Raw genomic sequence first — 19,945 nt, forward strand, 5'->3', positions numbered from 1 at the left:
ACTACGCGGCGGCGGGCTCGGCCGGGAGCTCCCGCATGCCGAGCAGGGGCGAGAGCAGGACGGGCAGCGCCGCGAGCAGGGCACCGACGCCGGCGACCCACATGGTCGCCTCGACACCGAGCCACGTGCCGAGCAGTCCCGCCGCGATGCCCCCGATGGGCACCACGCCCCACACCACGAACCGGATCGACGCGTTCATCCGGCCGAGGAGGCGCGGCGGACAGATCCGCTGCCGGTAGGTGACCTGCGTGATGTTGTAGACGAGGACACCGGCGCTCGTGAGGAACTCGGCCAGCACGAGCAGCGGGACCGCGAGCGTCGGCACCAGCCCCGGCGTCGCGAGCAGCAGCGCCCCGACCCCGGCCGCGACGGCCGCGACGGGGATCGCCGTGCCCTCGCCGACGCGTCGGGCCACCCTGCCGGCGGCCAGCGCGCCGAGGAGTCCGCCGACCGCGCCGACGCTCGTCGCGGCGCCCCACACGAGCGTGCCGAGGTGCAGGTCGCGGAGGACGAGGAGCGGCAGCACCGTCCCCCCGATCCCCGAGAACAGGTTCAAGCCGGCCGTGCACAGGACGACCCGGACCAGGAGCGGCTGGTGGAACAGGAACGCCAGGCCCTCGCGGATCTCGGTCACGAGTGGCAGGCGTTCGTGCTCGGGCCGCGGCTGCTCGTCGTCCCGGATCCCGAGGAGTGCGACGAACGACGCGAGGTAGCTCAGCGCGTCGATCCCGACGACGAGCGCCGGCCGCAGCGCCGCCAGCAGGGCACCCGAGGCCGCGGGACCCCCGACGCGCGCGACCTGCTGTGACGCCTCGAGCTTGCCGTTCGCGTCGCCGAGGAGCGCCGACGGCAGGATCATCGGCGGGTAGCTCTGGTACGCCACGTCGAAGAACACCGTCGCCGCGCCGACCAGGGCCGCCACGACCATGAGCTGCCAGATCGTCAGCGCGCCGAGCAGCCACGCGACGGGGATGGTCGCCAGGAGCAACGCGCGGGTCAGGTCCGCCGCGAGCATCACCCGGCGCTTCCGCATCCGGTCCACCCAGGCACCCGCGGGCAACCCGATGACGAGGAACGCCACCGTCTCGAGCGCGGTGAGGACGCCGATCTCGAACGTCGAGGCGGCGAGCACCGTGACCGCCAGGGTCGGGATCGCCAGCACGGCGAGCTCACTGCCGACCGCGCTCGCCGACTCGCCGCTCCACAGCCGGAGGAACGGTGCGTTGCGCCACACCGTGGCGGGTTCCGCTGCCCCCGTCGTCCGACCCGGCTCCGTCATCCGCTCAGTATGCCGGGAGGCCCGTCCCGCCCCCGCCACCCGTCGCGCCTGGCTTCGCACACCCGCCGTTCGGCTTCGCACACCCGCCGTCCTGTTGCACCCCGCGATGCCGTTGTTCAACGGGACACGACGTGTTCAACGCTCGGCGGGAGTCCGATCGGCGGCAGTCGGGAACGACGAAGGCCCCCGCTCCCGCGAGGGCCTTGCGATGGTGGCTGGACACGGCATCGATCCGTGGACCTTTCGATTTTCAGTCGAACGCTCTACCAACTGAGCTATCCAGCCGTGGGCGACTCGATGGATCGAGTGGTGCCCGGGACGACTCGGTCCGAGGACCGGACGCCATGGCGACCCTGACGGGACTTGAACCCGCGACCTCCGCCGTGACAGGGCGGCACGCTAACCAACTGCGCTACAGGGCCATGCTTGTTGAGTTGTGGGCGGCGCCGGACACCCCGCCTGCAGTGACCCCAACGGGATTCGAACCCGTGCTGCCGCCGTGAAAGGGCGGTGTCCTAGGCCACTAAACGATGGGGCCGTCAAGCGATGCTTCACAGCTACCGGAGAACCAGCATACGGAAGCTCGCCGCGAATGCCAAACCGAGCGGATACCGCCTCGCCGGTCGGCGTGTCGCGGGCGTCGTGACCGGGGCATCCGGGTTCACTCGCCGCAGAGAGAACCCCGTGCCGTCGTTCCCCGTGGGTCCGACGTCGGTGCCCCATGCCCCTCGCCAGGGGGGTGGAGTGTCCGACACCCCTGTTGTTACTGTTGCGACTGTTGACAGTGTGACTCGGGTGCGCCTCGCCGTGCTGTTACGAAATCGAGACCGATGACTTCTTCCTCCTCCATCAGCCGCCGATCCGCGCCCCGACGCGCCGCTCGGGCCCTCGCCGTCCCCGCGAGCCGACCCCGTGCCCTCGTCCTCGCCGTCGTCGTCGCGCTCACGGGGGGTGTCCTCGCCGCGACCGGGACGCCCTCGTCGGCGTCCGCCACGTCCTACCCGAGCTGGTCCGACGTCCAGGCGGCCAAGGCGTCCCAGGCCGCCCAGCAGGCGAAGGTGACCGAGATCAAGGGACTCATCGCGTCCCTCCAGTCCCAGGTGTCGGCCAAGCAGGCCGCCGCGGAGAAGGCCGGCGAGGCCTACCAGACGGCGCAGACCGAGTACGACGAGGCCGCGCTCAAGGAGCAGAAGCTCCGGACGCAGGCGGACGAGGCCCGCAAGACCGCGGCCGCGTCGGAGCGCCAGGCCGGGCAGCTCGCCGCGCAGCTCGGACGCTCGTCGAACAACGACGTCACCTCGAACCTCCTGGCGCACCCGTCCGGAGCGAAGGACCTGCTCTACCAGCTCGGCGCGATGTCGAAGCTGTCCGAGCAGGCCGACGGCATCTACGAGCAGGCGAGCCAGGACCGCGGCACGGCGCAGGCGCTGACCGACCAGGCCGGGGTGGCGAAGAAGGCGCTCGGAACACTCCGTGACGCCGCGCAGCAGAAACTGGCCGACGCGAACGACGCCGCGACGGCCGCACAGAGCGCTCTCGACGACCAGAACGACAACCAGGCGCGGTTGCAGGCGCAGCTCGTCCTCCTGACGACGAACGCCAAGAACGTGCAGGCGAACTACGACAAGGGCGTCGCCGTCGCCAAGGCCGCGGCTGCCGCGCGAGCCGCCGCTGCCGCGCGAGCCGCTGCTGCTGCCCGGGCGGCTGCCGCTCGCGCCGCCGCTGCCGCCCGGACCGGGGGCGCCGGCGCGCAGACGAGCACGGGCGCCACCACCACGACGCCGAACGGGTCGGGCTGGGTCCGCCCGTCCGCCGGGTACCAGACGAGCCCCTACGGCTACCGCGTCGACCCCTACACCGGTGCGTACGCCCTGCACGCCGGGGTCGACCTCGCGCCGGGCTGTGGTGCGCCGATCTACGCCGCCCACAGCGGGACCGTCACCTTCGCCGCGAACGGCGGGGGTTACGGCAACGAGGTCATCATCGACAACGGTGGCGGCATCTCGACGGCGTACGGCCACATCGTCAACGGCGGGTTCCTGGTCCACGCGGGCCAGACCGTGGTCGCGGGACAGCAGATCGCGCTCGTCGGCTCGACGGGCTGGTCGACCGGCTGCCACCTCCACTTCGAGACCCGGGTGAGCGGCGCTGCCGTCGACCCGGTCCCCTTCATGGCTGCGCGGGGGATCTCGGTATGACCACGAGCGCGCCCAGGAGGCACTGACCCGCATGAAGCCAGCACGCGTCCTCATCGGAGGCGCCGCGACCCTCGCGGTGCTCGGACTGACGTTCACCGTCGCCGCACCGGCGTCGGCCAGTCCGTCCGCTCCCTCGTGGGCCGACGTGCAGGCGGCGAAGCAGTCCCAGGCGGCGACGCAGCACCAGGTCGACACGTTGACCTCGTCGCTCGACGCGCTCCAGACCCAGGCGGAGCGGGCCTCGGTCGCCGAGCAGCAGGCCGGTGAGGCGTACCAGCGGGCGGCATCGCGACAGCAGGCGGCGCAGACCCGGGTCGACACCCTGACGCGCCAGTCGAAGCAGGCCGAGGCGAAGGCGAAGGTCTCCGCCCAGCAGGTCGCCGGCCTCGTGGTCGAGCTCTCGCGGACGGGCGGCGGCGACCTCTCGACGGCGATGCTCGTCGACGGCGCCGACGCGAAGGACCTGCTGTACCAGGTCGGCACGATGTCGCACCTGTCGGCTCGCTCGGCGGGCATCCTCGCCGACGCCGAGGCCGACCAGCGGCAGGTCGACGCCCTGCAGCACCAGGCCTCCGCGGCCGAGACCGCGCTCGGCAAGGCCACCACGGCCGCCAAGACGTCGCTGTCCGACGCGAACGACCAGGCCGCGAGCGCCGCCGGACGGCTCAAGAGCGTGCAGGACCAGCAGTCGACGCTCTTCGACCAGCTGGCGTACCTCAAGGGAACGACGGCGACCACCGAGGCCGCGTACTTCGCCGACCAGCAGGCGAAGCAAGCCGAGCGGGCGATCGCGACCTCGACGACCAGTGGGGGCGCCGGTACGACGAAGGCCGCCGCCACCGGGAGCACCGGGACGACCGCGTCGAAGCCCGCGGCGTCGAAGCCGACCGGTTCGAAGCCGACCGGTTCGAAGCCGACCGGGACGGGCACGGCCCCGAAGCCCGCCACCGCGCCCGCGCCGAAGCCGGTCGCGCCGGCCCCGAAGCCCGTCGCAGCGCCCAAACCGGCCGCGCCTGCCCCGAAGCCGGCCGCGCCTGCCCCGAAGCCCGTCACCGCGCCTGCGCCGAAGCCGGCCGCGCCCGCGCCGAAGCCGCCGACGTCGAGCACCGGCTCGTCCTCACCGTCCAAGGGCTCCGCAGCGCTGGCGTTCGCGTCCGCCCAGATCGGCAAGCCGTACCTGTTCGGTGCCGCCGGTCCGAACTCCTACGACTGCTCGGGGCTCGTGATGGCCGCGTACAGCAGCGTCGGCGTGGCCGTCGGTGGGCACCGGGTCGACTGGCAGTACGAGCACTTCGCCGCGCTCGGCCGACTCGTGCCGCTGTCGCAGGCGCAGCCGGGCGACATCATCTTCTACTCGACGACGGGCACGAACCCGGCGGGGATGTACCACGACACGATCTACGCCGGCGGCGGTCGGATGGTCGAGGCCCCCAAGCCGGGACTCAGCGTGCGGAACTACGCTGTGTACACGTACCAGATCGTCCCCTACGTGGCGCGCCCCACCGGCTCGCTCTGATGACCCGGCCGGGACCCCTTCGGGTGGGGTTCCGAGCCGATGACGGTGCCGACCCCTTCGGGTGGGGTCGTCACCGGACGAAGGCGGCGGGGGCCCCATGGGCACCCGCCGCCTTCACTTCTCCCAGCCGGCCGCCTGGCCAGCGCCGCGCCTCGGGGCGCGACGGACTCAGTGGCCCGGCTGGTACGCGGCGAAGCCCGCCGCGACGATCTCCTCGGCCTCGGCGGCGTCACCCCAGCCCTCGGCGTTGACGAACTTGCCCGGCTCGAGGTCCTTGTAGCGCTCGAAGAAGTGGGCGATCTCGGCCTTCGTCTGCTCGTCGACGTCGGCGATGTCCTGGATGTGCTGCCAGCGCGGGTCCTTCGCCGGGACGCAGAGCACCTTGGCGTCGGAGCCGGCCTCGTCGCTCATCTTGAACACGCCGACCGGGCGGACCTTGACGCCGACGCCGGGGAACGCGGGGTACTCGAGCAGGACGAGGGCGTCGACGGGGTCGCCGTCGAGCCCGAGGGTGTTCTCGAAGAAGCCGTAGTCGGTGGGGTAGACGAACGACGTGAACAGGACGCGGTCCAGGTACACCCGACCGGTCTCGTGGTCGACCTCGTACTTGTTGCGGCTGCCCTTGGGGATCTCGATGACGACGTCGTACGCGGCCATGTGGCACTCCTCGATGTGGATGGTTCTGCGGTCCTACAGCGCCGATAACGTTACAGGGTGGACATGCACCGGCCCCGGCTCGGACCCGCCGTCGCCGCCGTGCGCCGCGCGGTGCGCACGTCCCTCGCGGACGCCCGTTCGGCGGGCGTCCTCGCCTCCGGTGACCTCGTCCTCGTGGCGCTGAGCGGCGGCCCCGATTCGCTCGCACTCGCGGCCGCGACCGCGTTCGAGGCACCCAGGCAGGGCCTCCGCGCGGGCGCCGTCGTCGTCGACCACGGCCTCCAGGCGGGCAGCGGGGCGGTCGCGAGCGCGGCCTCCCGGCAGGCGGAGGCGCTCGGGCTCACGCCCGTCGTCGTCGACCACGTCCGCGTCGGTGACGCGGGTGGGCCGGAGGCCGCCGCCCGGGAGGCCCGGTACCGGGCGATCGCGGCCGTCGCCGCGGCGGAGCGGTCGCCGCTGGTCCTGGTCGGGCACACGATGGACGACCAGGCCGAGACGGTCCTGCTCGGCCTCCTGCGCGGCAGCGGTCCGGACAGCCTGTCGGGCATGCCGGCGCGGTCACCGGCGCCGGTGACGCCCGGGCCGCTGCTCGCCCGCCCGCTGCTCGGCGTCCGGCGGGCGACGACCGTCGCGGCCTGTGCCGAGAGCGGCCTGGAGCCGTGGACGGACCCACAGAACAACGACCCCGCGTTCGCCCGGGTCCGGGTGCGCGCGCGCGTGCTGCCGGTGCTCGCCGAGGAGCTCGGCGACGGCGTGGTCGAGGCCCTGGCCCGCACCGCCGACCAGATCCGCGAAGACGCGAGCGCGCTCGACCACTTCGCCGAGGAGCTCGCCGAGGAACTCGCGGAGCACGCCGAGGCGGGCATCGCGGTGTCCGTGTCGGGACTCGCGGCCAACCCGCCGGCCCTGCGGCAGCGACTCGTGCGCCTCGCGGTCGAGGGGGAGTTCGGCGTCGTGCTCTCGCGGCTCCAGACGCTCGAGGTGTGCCGGCTCGTGACGGACTGGTCGGGACAGGGGCCGATCGACCTGCCCGGCGTCCGCGTGCGGCGCGAGGGCGACCGCCTGCTGTTCGCGAGCACGACGTCCGGGCCGGTGTCCGGGTCCGGGTGGCCGGTGTCCGAGTCCGGGCCGGGGTCGCCCGGCCGTATCCTGGGAGACCCGGGCGGCACCGGCCCGGCGCACCACTGACCCGCGCACCACTGATCAGAGAGGGCACGCCCCCGTGGAACTCACCGACGTCCAGGCCGACCTGAGCGAGGTCCTGTTCACCGCCGAGCAGATCGACGCCCGGATCGCCGAGCTCGCCCGCGCGGTCGAGGCCGACTACACCGGGCGCGACCCGCTGCTCGTCGGCGTGCTCAAGGGCGCGGTCATGGTGATGGCGGACTTCTCGCGTGAGCTCAAGCTCCCGATCACCATGGACTGGATGGCGGTGTCGTCCTACGGGTCCGGCACCAAGTCGTCCGGCGTCGTGCGGATCCTCAAGGACCTCGACACCGACCTGCACGGCCGCGACGTCCTCATCGTCGAGGACATCATCGACTCCGGGCTCACCCTGTCCTGGCTCCGGCAGAACCTCGTGAGCCGCGGGGCCGCGAGCGTCGAGATCGTCGCGTTGCTCCGCAAGCCCGAGGCGGCCAAGGTGCAGGTGGACGTCAAGTACGTCGGCTTCGACATCCCGGACGCGTTCGTGATCGGGTACGGCCTCGACTACGACGAGCGTTACCGCAACCTGCGTGGTGTCGGGGTCCTGGCGCCGCACGTCTACTCCTGACGAACGGCCCTCCGGACGTCGAGTTCGCCCTCGGAGGACACCCACTCGCCCCACAGAGTCCCGGCCGTATGCTGACTTCCACGCAACATCGGCAGAGAAAGGTGTCGGGCGTGTCGCCCGGATCACATGGACTTCAAGCGCATCTTCCGTGGGCCGTACCTGTACGTGATCATCGCGGTCATCGGGATCTGGATCGGCTGGGCCGTGATCAGTCAGTCCGGGACGTCGCAGATCACGACGCAGAAGGGCCTCGAGCAGCTCGGTGACGGCAAGGTCGCCTCTGCCACCATCAACTCCACCGAGCAGCGCGTCGACCTCGTGCTCAAGGACGGCAACCAGACGGAGCAGTTCTACTACTCCACACCGCGCGGGCCGGACGTCGTCTCGGCGGTCGACAAGGCGAACCTGTCGAAGGGCTACAACGACACCGTCCAGCAGTCGAACGTGTTCGTCTCGCTCCTGCTGACGTTCCTGCCGTTCCTCGTCATCGGTCTGGTGTTCTGGTTCCTCCTGTCGAGCGCCCAGGGCGGCGGCTCGCGCGTCATGCAGTTCGGCAAGTCCCGCGCGAAGATGAACAACAAGGAGAACCCGCAGGTCACCTTCGCCGACGTCGCCGGCGCGGACGAGGCCATCGAGGAGCTCCAGGAGATCAAGGAGTTCCTCAAGGAGCCGGCCAAGTTCCAGGCGGTCGGCGCGCGGATCCCGAAGGGCGTGCTGCTGTACGGCCCTCCCGGGACCGGCAAGACCCTGCTCGCCCGCGCCGTCGCCGGCGAGGCCGGGGTGCCGTTCTTCTCGATCTCCGGTTCGGACTTCGTCGAGATGTTCGTCGGTGTCGGTGCGAGCCGCGTCCGTGACCTGTTCGACCAGGCCAAGCAGAACGCACCCGCGATCATCTTCGTCGACGAGATCGACGCCGTCGGTCGTCACCGCGGTGCCGGCATCGGCGGCGGCAACGACGAGCGCGAGCAGACGCTGAACCAGCTCCTCGTCGAGATGGACGGCTTCGACGTCAAGACGAACGTCATCCTCATCGCCGCGACGAACCGTCCCGACGTGCTCGACCCCGCGCTCCTCCGGCCGGGCCGCTTCGACCGCCAGATCGGCGTCGACGCCCCGAGCCTCATCGGCCGCAAGCAGATCCTGCAGGTGCACGGCAAGGGCAAGCCCCTCGCCGCGAGCGTCGACCTCGACGTCCTCGCCCGCAAGACCCCCGGGTTCACGGGTGCCGACCTGGCGAACGTCCTCAACGAGGCCGCGCTGCTCACCGCGCGCTCGAACGCGCAGCTCATCGACAACCGCGCGCTGGACGAGGCCGTCGACCGCGTGATGGCCGGTCCGCAGCGCCGGACCCGCGTCATGAGCGACCAGGAGCGCCTCATCACCGCGTACCACGAGGGCGGTCACGCGCTCGCGGCCTCGGCCATGCGGCACACCGACCCCGTCACGAAGATCACGATCCTCCCGCGCGGTCGTGCCCTCGGGTACACGATGGTGCTCCCGCTCGAGGACAAGTACTCGGTCACGCGCAACGAGCTGCTCGACCAGCTCGCCTACGCCATGGGCGGTCGTGTCGCCGAGGAGATCGTGTTCCACGACCCCACCACGGGTGCGTCGAACGACATCGAGAAGGCCACGGCGACCGCACGCAAGATGGTCACCGAGTACGGCATGAGCACGGCGGTCGGTTCGGTCAAGCTCGGCCAGGGGTCGGGCGAGCCGTTCCTCGGCCGCGACATGGGCGCCCAGCGCGACTACTCGGAGAACATCGCCGAGACCGTCGACGCCGAGGTCCGTGCCCTGCTCGAGTCCGCGCACGACGAGGCCTACCAGGTCATCAACGCGAACCGCGACATCCTCGACCACCTGGCGGGCGCCCTCCTCGAGAAGGAGACGCTCGACCAGAACGAGCTCGCCGAGATCTTCAAGGACGTCCGGAAGCTGCCCGAGCGCCCGCAGTGGCTCTCGAGCGACAGCCGCCCCGTGAGCGACCTGCCCGCGATCTCGCTGCCGGTCAAGGCGCCGGTGGACGAGGGCGCCGTCGACGGCGGCATCGACTCCGAGCCCCCGGCGAAGCCGCGTCGGGCACGGGCCCCGCGCGGGAACCCCGGTATCGCGCCGGCGTAGGCCAGCGGGATGACCGACCTCCCCAGCCGGCGCGAGCGCCGGATCTCCGAGGCGAGCCGCGCCCGCGCCGCCGCAGCCGAACCGGCGACCGTCGCCATCGACCTCCCTGCCCTGCAGCAGGAGGCGGCGACGCGTCGCCGGTCGGCGCGTGCGGCGGGCGCGGCCCCATCGACGCCGGGCCGGGCGCGGATCATGGGCATCCTCAACGTGACGCCCGACTCGTTCAGCGACGGTGGCGAACACCACCGACGCGACGCCGCCGTGACGCACGCGCGCCGGCTCGTGGCCGACGGCGCCGACCTCGTCGACGTCGGCGGCGAGTCCACCCGGCCGGGTGCGCCGCGGGTGCCGGTCGACGAGGAACAGCGTCGCGTGCTGCCGGTCGTGCAGGACCTGGTGGCCGAGGGCATCACGGTGAGCGTCGACACGATGAACGCGGCGACGGCCGAGCGGTCGCTCGAGCTCGGGGCGTCGATCGTCAACGACGTCTCCGGCGGGTTGGCCGACCCCGACATGGCCCGCGTCGTCGCCGCGAGTGGTGCGGGCTTCGTCGTCATGCACTGGCGCGGCCACAGCGACGTGATGCACCGGAACGCCGTGTACGAGGACGCCGTCGAGGACGTCCGCCGCGAGCTCGAACTCCGGGTCGCGGAGCTCATCGTGCTCGGTGTGCACCCGGACCAGGTCGTCGTGGACCCGGGGCTCGGGTTCGCGAAGCACGGTCGGCAGAACTGGGAGATCCTGGCCGGGTACGAGCGCTTCGCGTCGCTCGGGCTCCCGGTGCTCGTCGCGGCGTCACGCAAGCGCTTCCTCGCCGGCGTCGGGAGCGATCCGGACGCCCCACCCCGGGACCGGGACCTGGCGACCGCGGCGATCACGCTGCTCGCCGCCGAGCGTGGGGCCTGGGGCGTCCGGGTCCACGACCCCGCCCCGAACCGCGCGGTGCTCGACGTCTGGGACGCCTGGAGGGCCGCGCGATCGTGAACGACGTCATCCGCCTCACGGGGGTCCGGGCCCGCGGTCACCACGGGGTCTTCGACCACGAGCGCGCCGACGGGCAGGACTTCGTCGTCGACGTCGCCGTCGAGGTCGACGCCCGTGCCGCCGCGGGCTCCGACGACCTCGACCGCACGGTGCACTACGGCGTGCTCGCCGAGCAGGTCGTCGCGGCCGTCGAGTCCGACCCGGTCGACCTCATCGAGACCCTGGCGGAGCGCATCGCCGCCGTCGTCCTGGGGCACCCGGCGGCACTCGCCACCGAGGTCACCGTGCACAAGCCCCAGGCACCGATCACGGTGCCGTTCGCGGACGTGTCGATCACCATCCGCCGGGACCGCTCCGCGCGGGTCGACCCGTGAGGCGCGCCGTCATCGCCCTCGGTGCCAACCTCGGCGACCGGGGGTCGACCCTGCGCGAGGCCGCTGCGGCGATCCTCGCGGTGCCGGGGGTGCGCCCGGTCGCCGCATCGCACGAGGTCGAGTCCGTCGCGATGACCCTCTCCGGGCCCGACGAGACGAAGCCCCGGTACCGCAACGGGGTGGTCGTGGTCGACACCGATCTCGAGCCGCACGCACTCCTCGCCGAGCTGCACGACATCGAGGACGCCCACGGCCGGGTCCGCGTCGAGCGGTGGGGGGACCGGACGCTCGACCTCGACATCGTGGCCGTCGACGACGTCGTGCTCGACGCCGCCGACCTGACGCTCCCGCATCCCCGGGCCGCCGAGCGGGCGTTCGTGCTCGCGCCCTGGCTCGACGCCGACCCCGACGCGGTCCTCCCCGGCGCCGGTCCGGTCGCCGCGCTGCTCGCCGCGGTCGGCGACGACACCGTCCGCGTCGAGGAACCCCGACTGTTCGCGTCCCGTCCGTCCGAGCTCCCGGGAGCACCCCAGTGAGACACACCCGCGCCTCCACCCTGATCAGCGTCGCGATCGTCGCCGGTGTCGCCGGGTTCGCCCTCGACGCCGCTCTGGCGTCCCGGCAGCGGCCCGTCATCGTGCTCTCGTCGGCGCTCGGGCTGACCCTGGGCTTCATCGGCATCGCGCTCGTGCTCATGGCGATCCCGGTCCGTCGGCACGCCCGTGGCACCGCGACCCGCCCCGTCGACGCCTTCTACGCCACGCGGGTGGTGGTCCTCGCCAAGGCCTCGAGCATCTGCGGCGTGCTGTTCGGCGCGTTCACGGGCGGCGGGCTCGCGTTCGTCCTCACGCGGGCCGTCGTCCCCGCGCTAGGCTCCATCCTGCCCAGCGTCGTCGCGGTGTTCGGTGGTCTGGTGCTCATGGTGTGTGCGCTCGTCGCGGAGCACATGTGCACGGTGCCGCCCCGGGACGACGACGACTCCGACCCGGGTGGGACGACCGCGATCTGACCGACCCGGCAGCAGCGACGCCGACGACAGGGGGACCGATGCCGAGGGAACGTCTCGACCTGCCGGGGATCCCCTGGAGCCGGGTGTCGCCGCGCCTGGTCTGGACCGAACTCGTCACCGTCCTCGTCGTCGGGGTGGTCATCACCGCCGGGTGCTTCCTCATCGGCGTGGCGTTCCGGGGGTCCTCACCGACGACCGCGCTCGTGTGGACGCTCATCGGGCTCGCCGCCGCGGTGGTCACCGCCCTCGTCGCTGCCTTCACGCCCCGGCGGATCCGGTCGATCGGGTACGCCCTCCGCGACGACGACCTCGTGGTGCGGCGCGGACTCATGTTCCAGCGGTTCATCGCCGTGCCGTACGGCCGCATGCAGCTCGTCGACATCAGCCGCGGGCCGCTCGGTCGTGCCCTCGGTCTGAGCGACCTCCGGTTCGTGACGGCGGCGGCGAGCACGAACGTCCGGCTGCCCGGGCTCCCCGAGGCCGACGCGGACCGCCTGCGCGACGAACTCGTCGCGATGGCCGAGAGCCGACGGGTCGGGCTGTGACCTCCCGGCCGTCCGGCCCGCCGCTGCCGCCGCTCCCGCAGCCCCACCGGCAGGGCGACGCCGCCGCGGCCGCCGACCTGACCGACGGGACGTGGCACCGCCTGCACCCGCTGACGCCGCTGCTCCGCGGAGGGATCGCGTTGCTCGTGATCCTCGGGTGGGTGGTCAACACCCTCCGCGAGCGGCTGCTGGACCTCGTGATCCCGGGTGGTGCCCGGGGCGGCGAGCAGGGCGACCCGATCGACTACGTCGTCCGCCACGACTACGTGGGCGTCGCGCTCCTCGGGGTGCTCGTGTTCATCCTCGTGCTCATCGGCCTGTTCACGCTGTCCTGGCGCATGCACACCTTCCGCGTGACCGGCGAGGTCGTCGAGGTCCGCTCGGGCGTGCTGTTCCGGAACCACCGCAAGGCCCGCCTCGACCGCATCCAGGCCGTCAACGTCGTCCGCCCGTTCGTGGCCCGGCTCGTCGGCACGGCCCGGCTCGAGATCTCCCAGGCGGGCAACGACGCGAACGTGCAGCTGGCGTACCTCGGCTCGCGGCCGGCCGACGACCTGCGGCAGCGCATCCTGCTGCTGGCGAGCGGTGCCCGCGCCGACGTGCCGGGCGGGTCCCGGGCCGCCCGGCCGCCGGGACGGTTCGTCGACGAGCGGATGACGGAGTTCCTGGCCCCGGAACTCGACCCCGCCGCAGTGCGCGCCACGCGCGTCGTGCGCGTGCACACCGGGCGGCTCATCGGCTCCGTGCTCCTGTCGAACACGACCGTCGTGCTCGCCCTCGCCGCGGTCGGCATCATCGTGAGCGTCGCCGTGACGGGCCAGTACTTCCTGCTCGTGACCTTGTTCCCGGCGATGATCGGCGCCGTCGGGGTCACGGTCCGCCGCTTCACGAAGTCGCTGCAGTACTCGATCGCGGCGACCCCGGACGGGATCCGCATCGGCTACGGCCTCGTGTCGACCTCGAACGAGACCCTGCCGCCCGGGCGCATCCACGCCGTCGCGGTCACGCAGCCGCTGCTGTGGCGTCCGTTCGGCTGGTGGGACGTCCGCGTCAACCGCGCCTCGCACGCCGGCGGCTCCCGTCAGAACCAGCAGACGTCCTCGGTCGTGCTGCCCGTCGGCGACACCGCGGACGTCCGTGCCGTGCTCGAGATCATCCTGCCGGAGCTCGTCGGCACCGCGGTCGCCGGTCCCGCCGCCTCCTTCGCCAGCCTGCAGGAGGGCTCGGCCGCCGCGGTCGACGTCGTGCAGGGCAGCCTGACGGGGTCGGGCGACGCCGGTGGGTTCACGCGGTCACCCGGTCGCGGCGCCTGGCTCCGACCGCTGTCCTGGCGTCGCAACGGCTACCGGAGCGTCCCCGGGGCGGTGCTGCTCCGCCTCGGCGCGGTCTGGCGGTCGCTCGTCGTCGTGCCCCTGCCGCGCGTGCAGAGCATCCGCGTGGCGCAGGGCCCCCTCGAGCGCGCGCTCGGGCTCGCCGAGGTCCACGTGCACACCGTGCACGGCCCGGTCGTCGCGCGGATCGGCGCGCTCGCCGTGCCCGACGCGATGCGGCTGTTCTCCGGCACCGAGGCCGAGGCCGTCCGCGCGGCCGCCGCCGACACCTCGCACCGGTGGCGTGACGACCGGGAGGCCCGGGGCGCCGACCCCGCGGCGGTCGCCGCACCCGTGGGGTGGGAGCACGTGCCACGACCGGACGGAGGACCACGATGAGCGAGCGGGCCGGACGACTCGGGGTCGGCGTCGTCGGTGCGGGCCGGGTGGGCCCGGTGCTCGGCGCCGCGCTCGCGAACGCGGGGCACGCGGTCGTCGGCATCACCGCGGTCTCCGACGCGGGACTCGACCGGGCGGAGGCGCTCCTGCCCGGCGCGCCCGTGCTCGGGACCCCGGAACTCGTCGAGCGGAGCGAACTCGTCCTGCTCGCCGTGCCGGACGACCAGCTGCCGGGGCTCGTGCAGGGTCTGGCCGACGCCGGCATCTGGCAGGCGGGACAGCTCGTCGTGCACACGAGCCCGGACCACGGGGTCGGGGTCCTCGCGCCCGCGACCGCCCAGGGCGTCATCCCGCTGGCGATCCACCCCGCGATGGCGTTCACGGGCACGAGCGTCGACCTCGCCCGCCTCCGGGACGCCTACTGCGCGGTGACCTCGCCCGCGCCGGTGTTGCCGATCGCGCAGGCGCTCGTGGTCGAGATGGGTGCCGAGCCGGTCGTCGTCCGTGAGGCCGACCGCGCCGCCTACGCCGACGCGGTCCGGGCCGCGGTGGACTTCTCGAGCGCGATCGTCGACCAGGCCGCCGGGACGCTGGCGGCGATCGGCGTCGACCACCCGGGACGCGTGCTCGGTGCGCTCGTCCGGTCCGCCGTCGAGAACGCGCTCGCGCAGGCGGACGGGCAGCAGGCGCTGTAGCGGTGCGTGGTCCCCGGCACGCGCCTCCCGGCCAGCGTCTCCCGGCCGGTTGCGCCGTGGTGGGCCGGTAGCATCGACGCATCCCCCACGACCCCCGGAGCTGCGCGCGCGATGACCGACGAACCCGCTGACACCACCGACCCCGAGGCCGTCGTCCTCGAGACCGCCCGCGTCGACGCCGAGGCAGCCGCCGCGGCCGAGACGAGCGAGCAGCGTCAGGTGCGCCTCGACAAGCGGGAGCGGTTGCTGGCGGCGGGCATCGAGGCCTACCCGGTCGAGCTCGGGATCACGACGACGATCCCCGCGGTCCGCGCCGAGCACGCCGACCTGCCGAGCGGCGAGGAGACCGACGACGTCGTCGGGCTCGCCGGCCGTGTGGTGCACTCGCGGAACACGGGCAAGCTGTGCTTCGCGACCCTCCAGTCCGGCGACGGCTCCCGCATCCAGGCGATGGTGTCGCTCGCCGAGGTCGGGGACGAGTCGCTCGCGCGCTGGAAGGAGTTCGTCGACCTCGGTGACCACGTGTTCGTGCACGGCCGCGTGATCTCGTCCCGCCGCGGCGAGCTGAGCGTCATGGTCGACGACTGGGCGATCGCGGCGAAGGCGATCCTGCCGCTGCCGAACCTGCACACCGAGCTGAGCGAGGAGACCCGGGTCCGCGCCCGCTACCTCGACCTCATCGTCCGCGAGCAGGCGCGCACCACCGTGCGCGCACGTGCCGGCGTGATGCAGTCCCTCCGCGCGACGTTCGCCGCCCACGACTACCTCGAGGTCGAGACGCCGATGCTGCAGACCCAGCACGGTGGCGCGTCGGCCCGCCCGTTCGTGACGCACTCGAACGCGTTCGACACCGAGCTGTACCTCCGGATCGCGCCCGAGCTGTTCCTCAAGCGCGCGGTCGTCGGCGGCATCGAGCGTGTGTTCGAGATCAACCGGAACTTCCGGAACGAGGGCGCCGACTCCACGCACTCGCCCGAGTTCGCGATGCTCGAGGCGTACCAGGCCTACGGCAACTACGAGCAGATGGCCGACCTGACGCAGGAGCTCGTGCAGAACGCCGCGCTCGCCGTCACGGGCGGGCTCGTCGTGACGCTCGCCGACGGCACCGAGTACGACCTCGGCGGCGAGTGGGACCGCGTCGACATGTACGGCTCGCTCTCCGCCGCGGCCGGTCGCGAGATCACGCCCGACACCCCGCTCGCCGAGCTGCAGGCGCTCGCCGAGGCCGAGGGCGTCGAGGTCGCGCACGCCACCCACGGCAAGTACGTCGAGGAGCTCTGGGAGCACTTCGTCATCGACTCGCTCGAGCGCCCGACGTTCGTCATGAACTTCCCGGTGGACACGTCCCCGCTCACCCGGCAGCACCGGTCGCGGCCGGGCGTCGTCGAGAAGTGGGACCTCTACGTGCGCGGATTCGAGCTCGCCACGGCGTACTCCGAGCTCGTCGACCCCGTCGTGCAACGCGAGCGCTTCGTCGAGCAGGCGAAGCTCGCCGCGGGCGGCGACGTCGAGGCCATGCGCGTCGACGAGGAGTTCCTGCGCGCCCTCGAGCACGGCATGCCGCCGTCGGGCGGGATGGGGATGGGCATCGACCGTCTGCTCATGGCGATCACGGGTCTCGGGATCCGCGAGACGATCCTGTTCCCGCTCGTCAAGGGCGCTGGAGCTTAGGGCAACGCGCCAGCGTTGCGCGACGCCAGCCCCGGGCGTGCCTGCGAGCACGGCAGTCGACGCACTCCTGCGCACACGGACGACAACGGGACGTGCGGGCGCATGCGCACTCGTCGTCGGCGTGCGCACACGGCGGACGCGCTCCGCTCGCTGGCCGTGCGCTCAGGTCCCCCGCACGGCACCCCGAGCACCGGGACGTACCATGGTCGCGTGCCTCATGGAGTCGTGACCGGGATCATCTTCTCGCTGACGCCGACCGTCGTCGTCGGCCTGGTGTTCTGGTTCGTCATGCGGGCGATCATCCGGGCCGACCGCACCGAGCGCGCGACCTACGCCAAGCTCGAACGGGAGGAACGCGCCCGTTTCGCCGCGGAGCGTGCCGCCGGTGGATCCGGCGCGGGTACCGCGGGGCCGCGTGACGTGCAGGCGCCGAGCCGCCCCGCGGCCGTCCCCGCCTCGCCGCAGTCCGCGGAGTAGTCGCTCCCGGACGTCCGGCGGTCAGCGCCGCGACACGAGCCGTTCACCCCGCCGTCGTCGGGGCTGGTCAGCATCGCCGGCATGACCGATCTGCTGCATGCCGTCGCCCGCTCGTTCGTCGGGGACATCGAGAGCGAGTACGACGAGTTCGACCTCGACGCCGAAGCGGAGGGGGCCCAGCGACGCACGGACTGGCTCGAACCGAGCTGGTGACCGCCGATCGACCCCCGGGTGACGAGCGTGTTACGGGATCGTTGCCGAAAAGGGGTACGGACGTGCCGCGGGGGCCCCATCCGCACGCGTACCCCGGAACGTGTCCGCCGCCGGGTGACAGGGCGGGGTACAGGCCCGGAATCGGTTCGGACGCGGACGACGATCGGCGGATTTCCGGGCTCTTCCCCCAGCATTTTCGGGATCGGAGGACCGGTCGGCGGAGTGGTCCCGTACCCCCACCCGGGGGTCCGCGATGACGAAGCACGGAGATCCCTGGGAAAAGCAGGAAACGATTTGTGGGGTACACCTCCGGGCCGCTTTACTCGTTGCACGCCCCGATGGAGGGGCAGCAGGACCAGCGCCGAACGACACCGTCCGACGTGATCCGGCCCGGCCCAGCCGGTCCGGCCCCCGTCAACCGTCACCGCGAAGGAGAGTCAGCCATGACCATCGCAACCGAAGCTCCGAGCACCACCCGGCGTTCCAAGACCACCACGAAGGTCGAGGCGGCACCGCGCGAGCTCGACAGCGTCGACACGGCGATCGAGGCCGACGAGCGTCTCGCCGGTGTCCGCGGCGCCTCGGTCGACCAGGTCGGCGACTACCTCCGCCACATCGGCCGCCTGCCGTTGCTCTCCGCCGAGGAGGAAGCGGACATCGCCCGCCGCATCGAGGTCGGCCTGTTCGCCGAGGAGAAGCTCGCGAACACGCCCGACGTGCCGAAGCAGCTGCAGCGTGAACTCCGCTGGCTCGTCCGTGACGGCCAGCGTGCCAAGGAGCGGATGATCACCTCGAACCTCCGCCTCGTCGTGAGCATCGCCAAGCGCTACTCGCAGCGCGGTCTGCCGTTCATGGACGTGATCCAGGAGGGCAACCTCGGCCTGGTCCGTGCGGTGGAGAAGTTCGACTTCACGCAGGGCTACAAGTTCTCGACCTACGCGACCTGGTGGATCCGCCAGGCGATCTCGCGCGGTCTCGCCGACAAGGCCCGCACCATCCGCATCCCGGTGCACACCGTGGAGCTCATCAACAAGATCTCGCGCACGGAGCGCGACCTCACCGTCGACCTCGGCCGGGCGCCGAGCCCCGAAGAGGTCGCCGAGGAGCTGAGCATGGACGTGGAGGAACTCCTCGACCTCAAGGGCCGCTCGCACGAGCCCGTGTCGATCCACACGGTGGTCGGCGACTCGGACGACTCCGAGCTCGGTGACTTCATCGAGGACGAGGACGCCGCGAGCCCGAACGAGATGACCGAGAGCACGCTGCTCCACCGGGACATCCGGTCGATCGTCGCCGAGCTGCCGACGGACGAGGCGCGCGTCATCCGCATGCGCTACGGCCTCGACGACGACCACCCGATGACCCTCGACGAGATCTCGAAGGTCGTCCACACCACGCGCCAGGCGGTCAGCCGCGTCGAGTCCCGCGCCAAGCTCCGCCTGTTCGCCAAGGCGGTCAGCCAGGACATGCAGCTCTACCTGACCGACTGAGGTCCAGGACCACGGCCGACCCGGACGGGATCGGTGCGGGGAGTCGGGTCGTCCTGTGGGAAGGCGATCCGGCGGGGTGATGGGAACGGCCCGTCCGAGTCACACGACTCGGGCGGGCCGTCGTCGTCGGTCCCGACGGTCGCGTGCGTCGCTCTCGTGGTCCTGCACCGGGCCTCCCGGCCTGGAGGCGCGGTCTCAGCCCTCCTCGGGCTCCGGCCGGTCGTGCTGCCGCAGCCGCTGCCGCACCTCGGAGGGGATGAGCTCGATGAGCTGGTCCGGTCGCACCGGGAGGTCGAGCAGGCTCAGCTTGACCCGGCCGGTCCGCCCGTGGCGCTCGGCGTCGAGGCGGATCACCGTGCCGGCGTTCTTGCGCAGCCGGACCTCGAGTTGCGCACCGGTGGCGACCTCGCCGACGACGAGCCCGTCGACCTCGAGCGCGGCGCTCCGCGTGCCCTCGGCGATGTCGAACCGGTAGCGCTCCTTCGCCGCGAGGACCACCGAGCGGTCGATCCCGGCCATCGGGGCGACCGGCGTCACGACCGAGCCGGACAGGGCGGGGGAGAGCACCGGGCCGCCGGCGGCGTAGTTGTAGGCGGTGGAGCCGGCGGGGGTCGAGGCGACGACGGCGTCGGCACGGTAGTACCCGTACGTGAGGCCCCCGATCGTCAGGTCGGCCGAGACCTGCCCCGCGCCGGGGCGCCGGACGATCGTCAGGTCGTTGAACGCGAGGTAGTTCGTGCGGGCACCCGACCACGTCAGCACGGCCTCGAGCGCGTGGTGCGGCTCGAGCGAGTAGTCACCGGCGGACATCCGTTCGAGCGCCGCCGCGAGTTCGTCCGGCTCGATCTCGACGAGGAACCCGACGTTGCCGTAGTTCACCCCGAGGACCGGCACCGGACGTGCGGCCACGAGGCGCATCGACCCGAGCATCGTGCCGTCACCCCCGAGGGACACGACGAGGTCGACCCGCTCGCAGAACTCGACGTCGTCGAGCACCTCGATCCCCGGGCCGAGCCGCGCGGCGTCGATCCGGCGCGCGACGAGCTGACCCCGCCCCGACGCGTGCCAGCGCTGCAGGGTCTCGACCGACGCCCGGACGTCCTTCGAGGGGTGCATCACGATCCCGACGAGTGGTGCCTCCATGGTCCGGAGGGTAGCGGTGACCACCTGACCGCGGCCAGGGTCAGGCGAGGCGAGCACCGCCTCGCGGGCCGTCCGGACGGACCGCGC

At 72.5% G+C, this 19,945-nt stretch carries 19 protein-coding genes and 3 tRNA genes; 16 read left to right on the top strand and 6 right to left on the bottom strand.

The features are described 5' to 3' along the window. Window position 1 precedes the first annotated feature (1 nt). The 4 genes from DEI88_RS00525 to DEI88_RS00540 all read right to left on the bottom strand — a co-directional run bounded on the left by DEI88_RS00525 (window position 2) and on the right by DEI88_RS00540 (window position 1,817). Window positions 2–1,279: an MFS transporter gene (locus DEI88_RS00525; protein ID WP_111071996.1), complete on the bottom strand. Its 1,278-nt coding sequence runs from the start codon at window positions 1,277–1,279 to the stop codon at window positions 2–4. Between the two features lie 209 nt (window positions 1,280–1,488). Beyond that, window positions 1,489–1,564 (bottom strand) — tRNA-Phe (locus DEI88_RS00530). A 60-nt stretch (window positions 1,565–1,624) separates the two neighbouring features. Continuing rightward, window positions 1,625–1,701 (bottom strand) — tRNA-Asp (locus tag DEI88_RS00535). A 43-nt stretch (window positions 1,702–1,744) separates the two neighbouring features. Then, a tRNA-Glu gene (locus DEI88_RS00540) sits at window positions 1,745–1,817 on the bottom strand. Window positions 1,818–2,109: 292 nt separating this feature from the next. On the opposite strand from DEI88_RS00540, the gene DEI88_RS00545 reads away from it, so the two are divergent. After that, window positions 2,110–3,477, top strand: a complete 1,368-nt coding sequence (locus DEI88_RS00545; RefSeq protein ID WP_146244380.1) for a M23 family metallopeptidase — start codon at window positions 2,110–2,112, stop codon at window positions 3,475–3,477. A gap of 31 nt (window positions 3,478–3,508) precedes the next feature. Then, window positions 3,509–4,993: a C40 family peptidase gene (locus tag DEI88_RS00550; protein ID WP_111071997.1), complete on the top strand. Its 1,485-nt coding sequence runs from the start codon at window positions 3,509–3,511 to the stop codon at window positions 4,991–4,993. Between the two features lie 168 nt (window positions 4,994–5,161). On the opposite strand, the gene DEI88_RS00555 is transcribed toward DEI88_RS00550, so the two are convergent. Then, entirely contained in the window at window positions 5,162–5,650 is a 489-nt protein-coding gene (locus DEI88_RS00555; RefSeq protein WP_111010321.1) for an inorganic diphosphatase, read from the bottom strand. 63 nt (window positions 5,651–5,713) lie between these two features. Here DEI88_RS00555 and tilS point away from each other — a divergent pair, with 63 nt between their 5' ends. From tilS to DEI88_RS00625, 14 genes are all read left to right on the top strand, one after another. After that, window positions 5,714–6,838, top strand: a complete 1,125-nt coding sequence (gene tilS, locus DEI88_RS00560; protein ID WP_111072048.1) for a tRNA lysidine(34) synthetase TilS — start codon at window positions 5,714–5,716, stop codon at window positions 6,836–6,838. A gap of 34 nt (window positions 6,839–6,872) precedes the next feature. Next, a complete protein-coding gene (gene hpt, locus DEI88_RS00565; RefSeq protein ID WP_111010320.1) occupies window positions 6,873–7,424 on the top strand; it encodes a hypoxanthine phosphoribosyltransferase in 552 nt (183 codons plus the stop codon). 126 nt (window positions 7,425–7,550) lie between these two features. Further along, a complete protein-coding gene (gene ftsH / locus DEI88_RS00570) occupies window positions 7,551–9,548 on the top strand; it encodes an ATP-dependent zinc metalloprotease FtsH (RefSeq protein ID WP_111010319.1) in 1,998 nt (665 codons plus the stop codon). Window positions 9,549–9,557: 9 nt separating this feature from the next. Further along, on the top strand, window positions 9,558–10,532 hold the full coding sequence (gene folP / locus DEI88_RS00575; RefSeq protein ID WP_111035702.1) for a dihydropteroate synthase: 975 nt from the start codon (window positions 9,558–9,560) through the stop codon (window positions 10,530–10,532). Then, complete coding sequence (folB, locus tag DEI88_RS00580) at window positions 10,529–10,906, top strand: dihydroneopterin aldolase (RefSeq protein WP_111035701.1); 378 nt, start codon at window positions 10,529–10,531, stop codon at window positions 10,904–10,906. The genes folP and folB overlap by 4 nt, the downstream gene beginning before the upstream one ends. Continuing rightward, window positions 10,903–11,442 (top strand): 2-amino-4-hydroxy-6-hydroxymethyldihydropteridine diphosphokinase, encoded by a 540-nt coding sequence (gene folK / locus DEI88_RS00585; protein WP_111035700.1) that lies wholly within the window; start codon window positions 10,903–10,905, stop codon window positions 11,440–11,442. The genes folB and folK overlap by 4 nt, the downstream gene beginning before the upstream one ends. Next, the gene (locus DEI88_RS00590) at window positions 11,439–11,915 is read left to right on the top strand and encodes a DUF3180 domain-containing protein (protein WP_111010315.1); all 477 of its coding nucleotides are present in this window, start codon (window positions 11,439–11,441) and stop codon (window positions 11,913–11,915) included. The genes folK and DEI88_RS00590 overlap by 4 nt, the downstream gene beginning before the upstream one ends. A gap of 38 nt (window positions 11,916–11,953) precedes the next feature. Then, window positions 11,954–12,460: a PH domain-containing protein gene (locus DEI88_RS00595; protein ID WP_111010314.1), complete on the top strand. Its 507-nt coding sequence runs from the start codon at window positions 11,954–11,956 to the stop codon at window positions 12,458–12,460. After that, window positions 12,457–14,169: a PH domain-containing protein gene (locus tag DEI88_RS00600; RefSeq protein WP_111071998.1), complete on the top strand. Its 1,713-nt coding sequence runs from the start codon at window positions 12,457–12,459 to the stop codon at window positions 14,167–14,169. Before DEI88_RS00595 ends, DEI88_RS00600 begins: the two co-directional genes overlap by 4 nt. Further along, window positions 14,166–14,864, top strand: coding sequence for a Rossmann-like and DUF2520 domain-containing protein (locus tag DEI88_RS00605; RefSeq protein ID WP_111010313.1), 699 nt, complete (start codon window positions 14,166–14,168; stop codon window positions 14,862–14,864). Before DEI88_RS00600 ends, DEI88_RS00605 begins: the two co-directional genes overlap by 4 nt. Window positions 14,865–14,975: 111 nt before the next feature. Continuing rightward, complete coding sequence (gene lysS, locus DEI88_RS00610) at window positions 14,976–16,535, top strand: lysine--tRNA ligase (RefSeq protein ID WP_111071999.1); 1,560 nt, start codon at window positions 14,976–14,978, stop codon at window positions 16,533–16,535. A gap of 210 nt (window positions 16,536–16,745) precedes the next feature. Beyond that, window positions 16,746–17,012, top strand: coding sequence for a hypothetical protein (locus tag DEI88_RS00615; protein ID WP_146246063.1), 267 nt, complete (start codon window positions 16,746–16,748; stop codon window positions 17,010–17,012). An 81-nt stretch (window positions 17,013–17,093) separates the two neighbouring features. Further along, window positions 17,094–17,225 carry a hypothetical protein gene (locus DEI88_RS00620; RefSeq protein WP_258369821.1) on the top strand — a complete coding sequence of 44 codons (132 nt, stop codon included), beginning with the start codon at window positions 17,094–17,096 and terminating at the stop codon, window positions 17,223–17,225. Window positions 17,226–17,668: 443 nt separating this feature from the next. Continuing rightward, window positions 17,669–18,715 (top strand): sigma-70 family RNA polymerase sigma factor, encoded by a 1,047-nt coding sequence (locus tag DEI88_RS00625; RefSeq protein ID WP_111010310.1) that lies wholly within the window; start codon window positions 17,669–17,671, stop codon window positions 18,713–18,715. A 195-nt stretch (window positions 18,716–18,910) separates the two neighbouring features. Here the strand turns inward: DEI88_RS00625 and DEI88_RS00630 are convergent, their stop codons facing one another. Continuing rightward, complete coding sequence (locus DEI88_RS00630) at window positions 18,911–19,858, bottom strand: NAD(+)/NADH kinase (protein ID WP_111072001.1); 948 nt, start codon at window positions 19,856–19,858, stop codon at window positions 18,911–18,913. Window positions 19,859–19,945 lie beyond the last annotated feature (87 nt).

Source organism: Curtobacterium sp. MCBD17_003 (assembly GCF_003234885.2).
GTDB lineage: Bacteria > Actinomycetota > Actinomycetes > Actinomycetales > Microbacteriaceae > Curtobacterium.

Excerpts from the sequence above, each read along its gene's own strand:
- DEI88_RS00525 (WP_111071996.1), bottom strand. The coding sequence starts at position 1,279 with ATGACGGAGCCGGGTCGGACGACGGGGGCAGCGGAACCCGCCACGGTG.
- DEI88_RS00545 (WP_146244380.1), top strand. The coding sequence starts at position 2,110 with ATGACTTCTTCCTCCTCCATCAGCCGCCGATCCGCGCCCCGACGCGCC.
- DEI88_RS00550 (WP_111071997.1), top strand. The coding sequence starts at position 3,509 with ATGAAGCCAGCACGCGTCCTCATCGGAGGCGCCGCGACCCTCGCGGTG.
- DEI88_RS00555 (WP_111010321.1), bottom strand. The coding sequence starts at position 5,650 with ATGGCCGCGTACGACGTCGTCATCGAGATCCCCAAGGGCAGCCGCAAC.
- tilS (WP_111072048.1), top strand. The coding sequence starts at position 5,714 with ATGCACCGGCCCCGGCTCGGACCCGCCGTCGCCGCCGTGCGCCGCGCG.
- ftsH (WP_111010319.1), top strand. The coding sequence starts at position 7,551 with ATGGACTTCAAGCGCATCTTCCGTGGGCCGTACCTGTACGTGATCATC.
- folP (WP_111035702.1), top strand. The coding sequence starts at position 9,558 with ATGACCGACCTCCCCAGCCGGCGCGAGCGCCGGATCTCCGAGGCGAGC.
- DEI88_RS00595 (WP_111010314.1), top strand. The coding sequence starts at position 11,954 with ATGCCGAGGGAACGTCTCGACCTGCCGGGGATCCCCTGGAGCCGGGTG.
- DEI88_RS00605 (WP_111010313.1), top strand. The coding sequence starts at position 14,166 with ATGAGCGAGCGGGCCGGACGACTCGGGGTCGGCGTCGTCGGTGCGGGC.
- lysS (WP_111071999.1), top strand. The coding sequence starts at position 14,976 with ATGACCGACGAACCCGCTGACACCACCGACCCCGAGGCCGTCGTCCTC.
- DEI88_RS00620 (WP_258369821.1), top strand. The coding sequence starts at position 17,094 with ATGACCGATCTGCTGCATGCCGTCGCCCGCTCGTTCGTCGGGGACATC.
- DEI88_RS00625 (WP_111010310.1), top strand. The coding sequence starts at position 17,669 with ATGACCATCGCAACCGAAGCTCCGAGCACCACCCGGCGTTCCAAGACC.
- DEI88_RS00630 (WP_111072001.1), bottom strand. The coding sequence starts at position 19,858 with ATGGAGGCACCACTCGTCGGGATCGTGATGCACCCCTCGAAGGACGTC.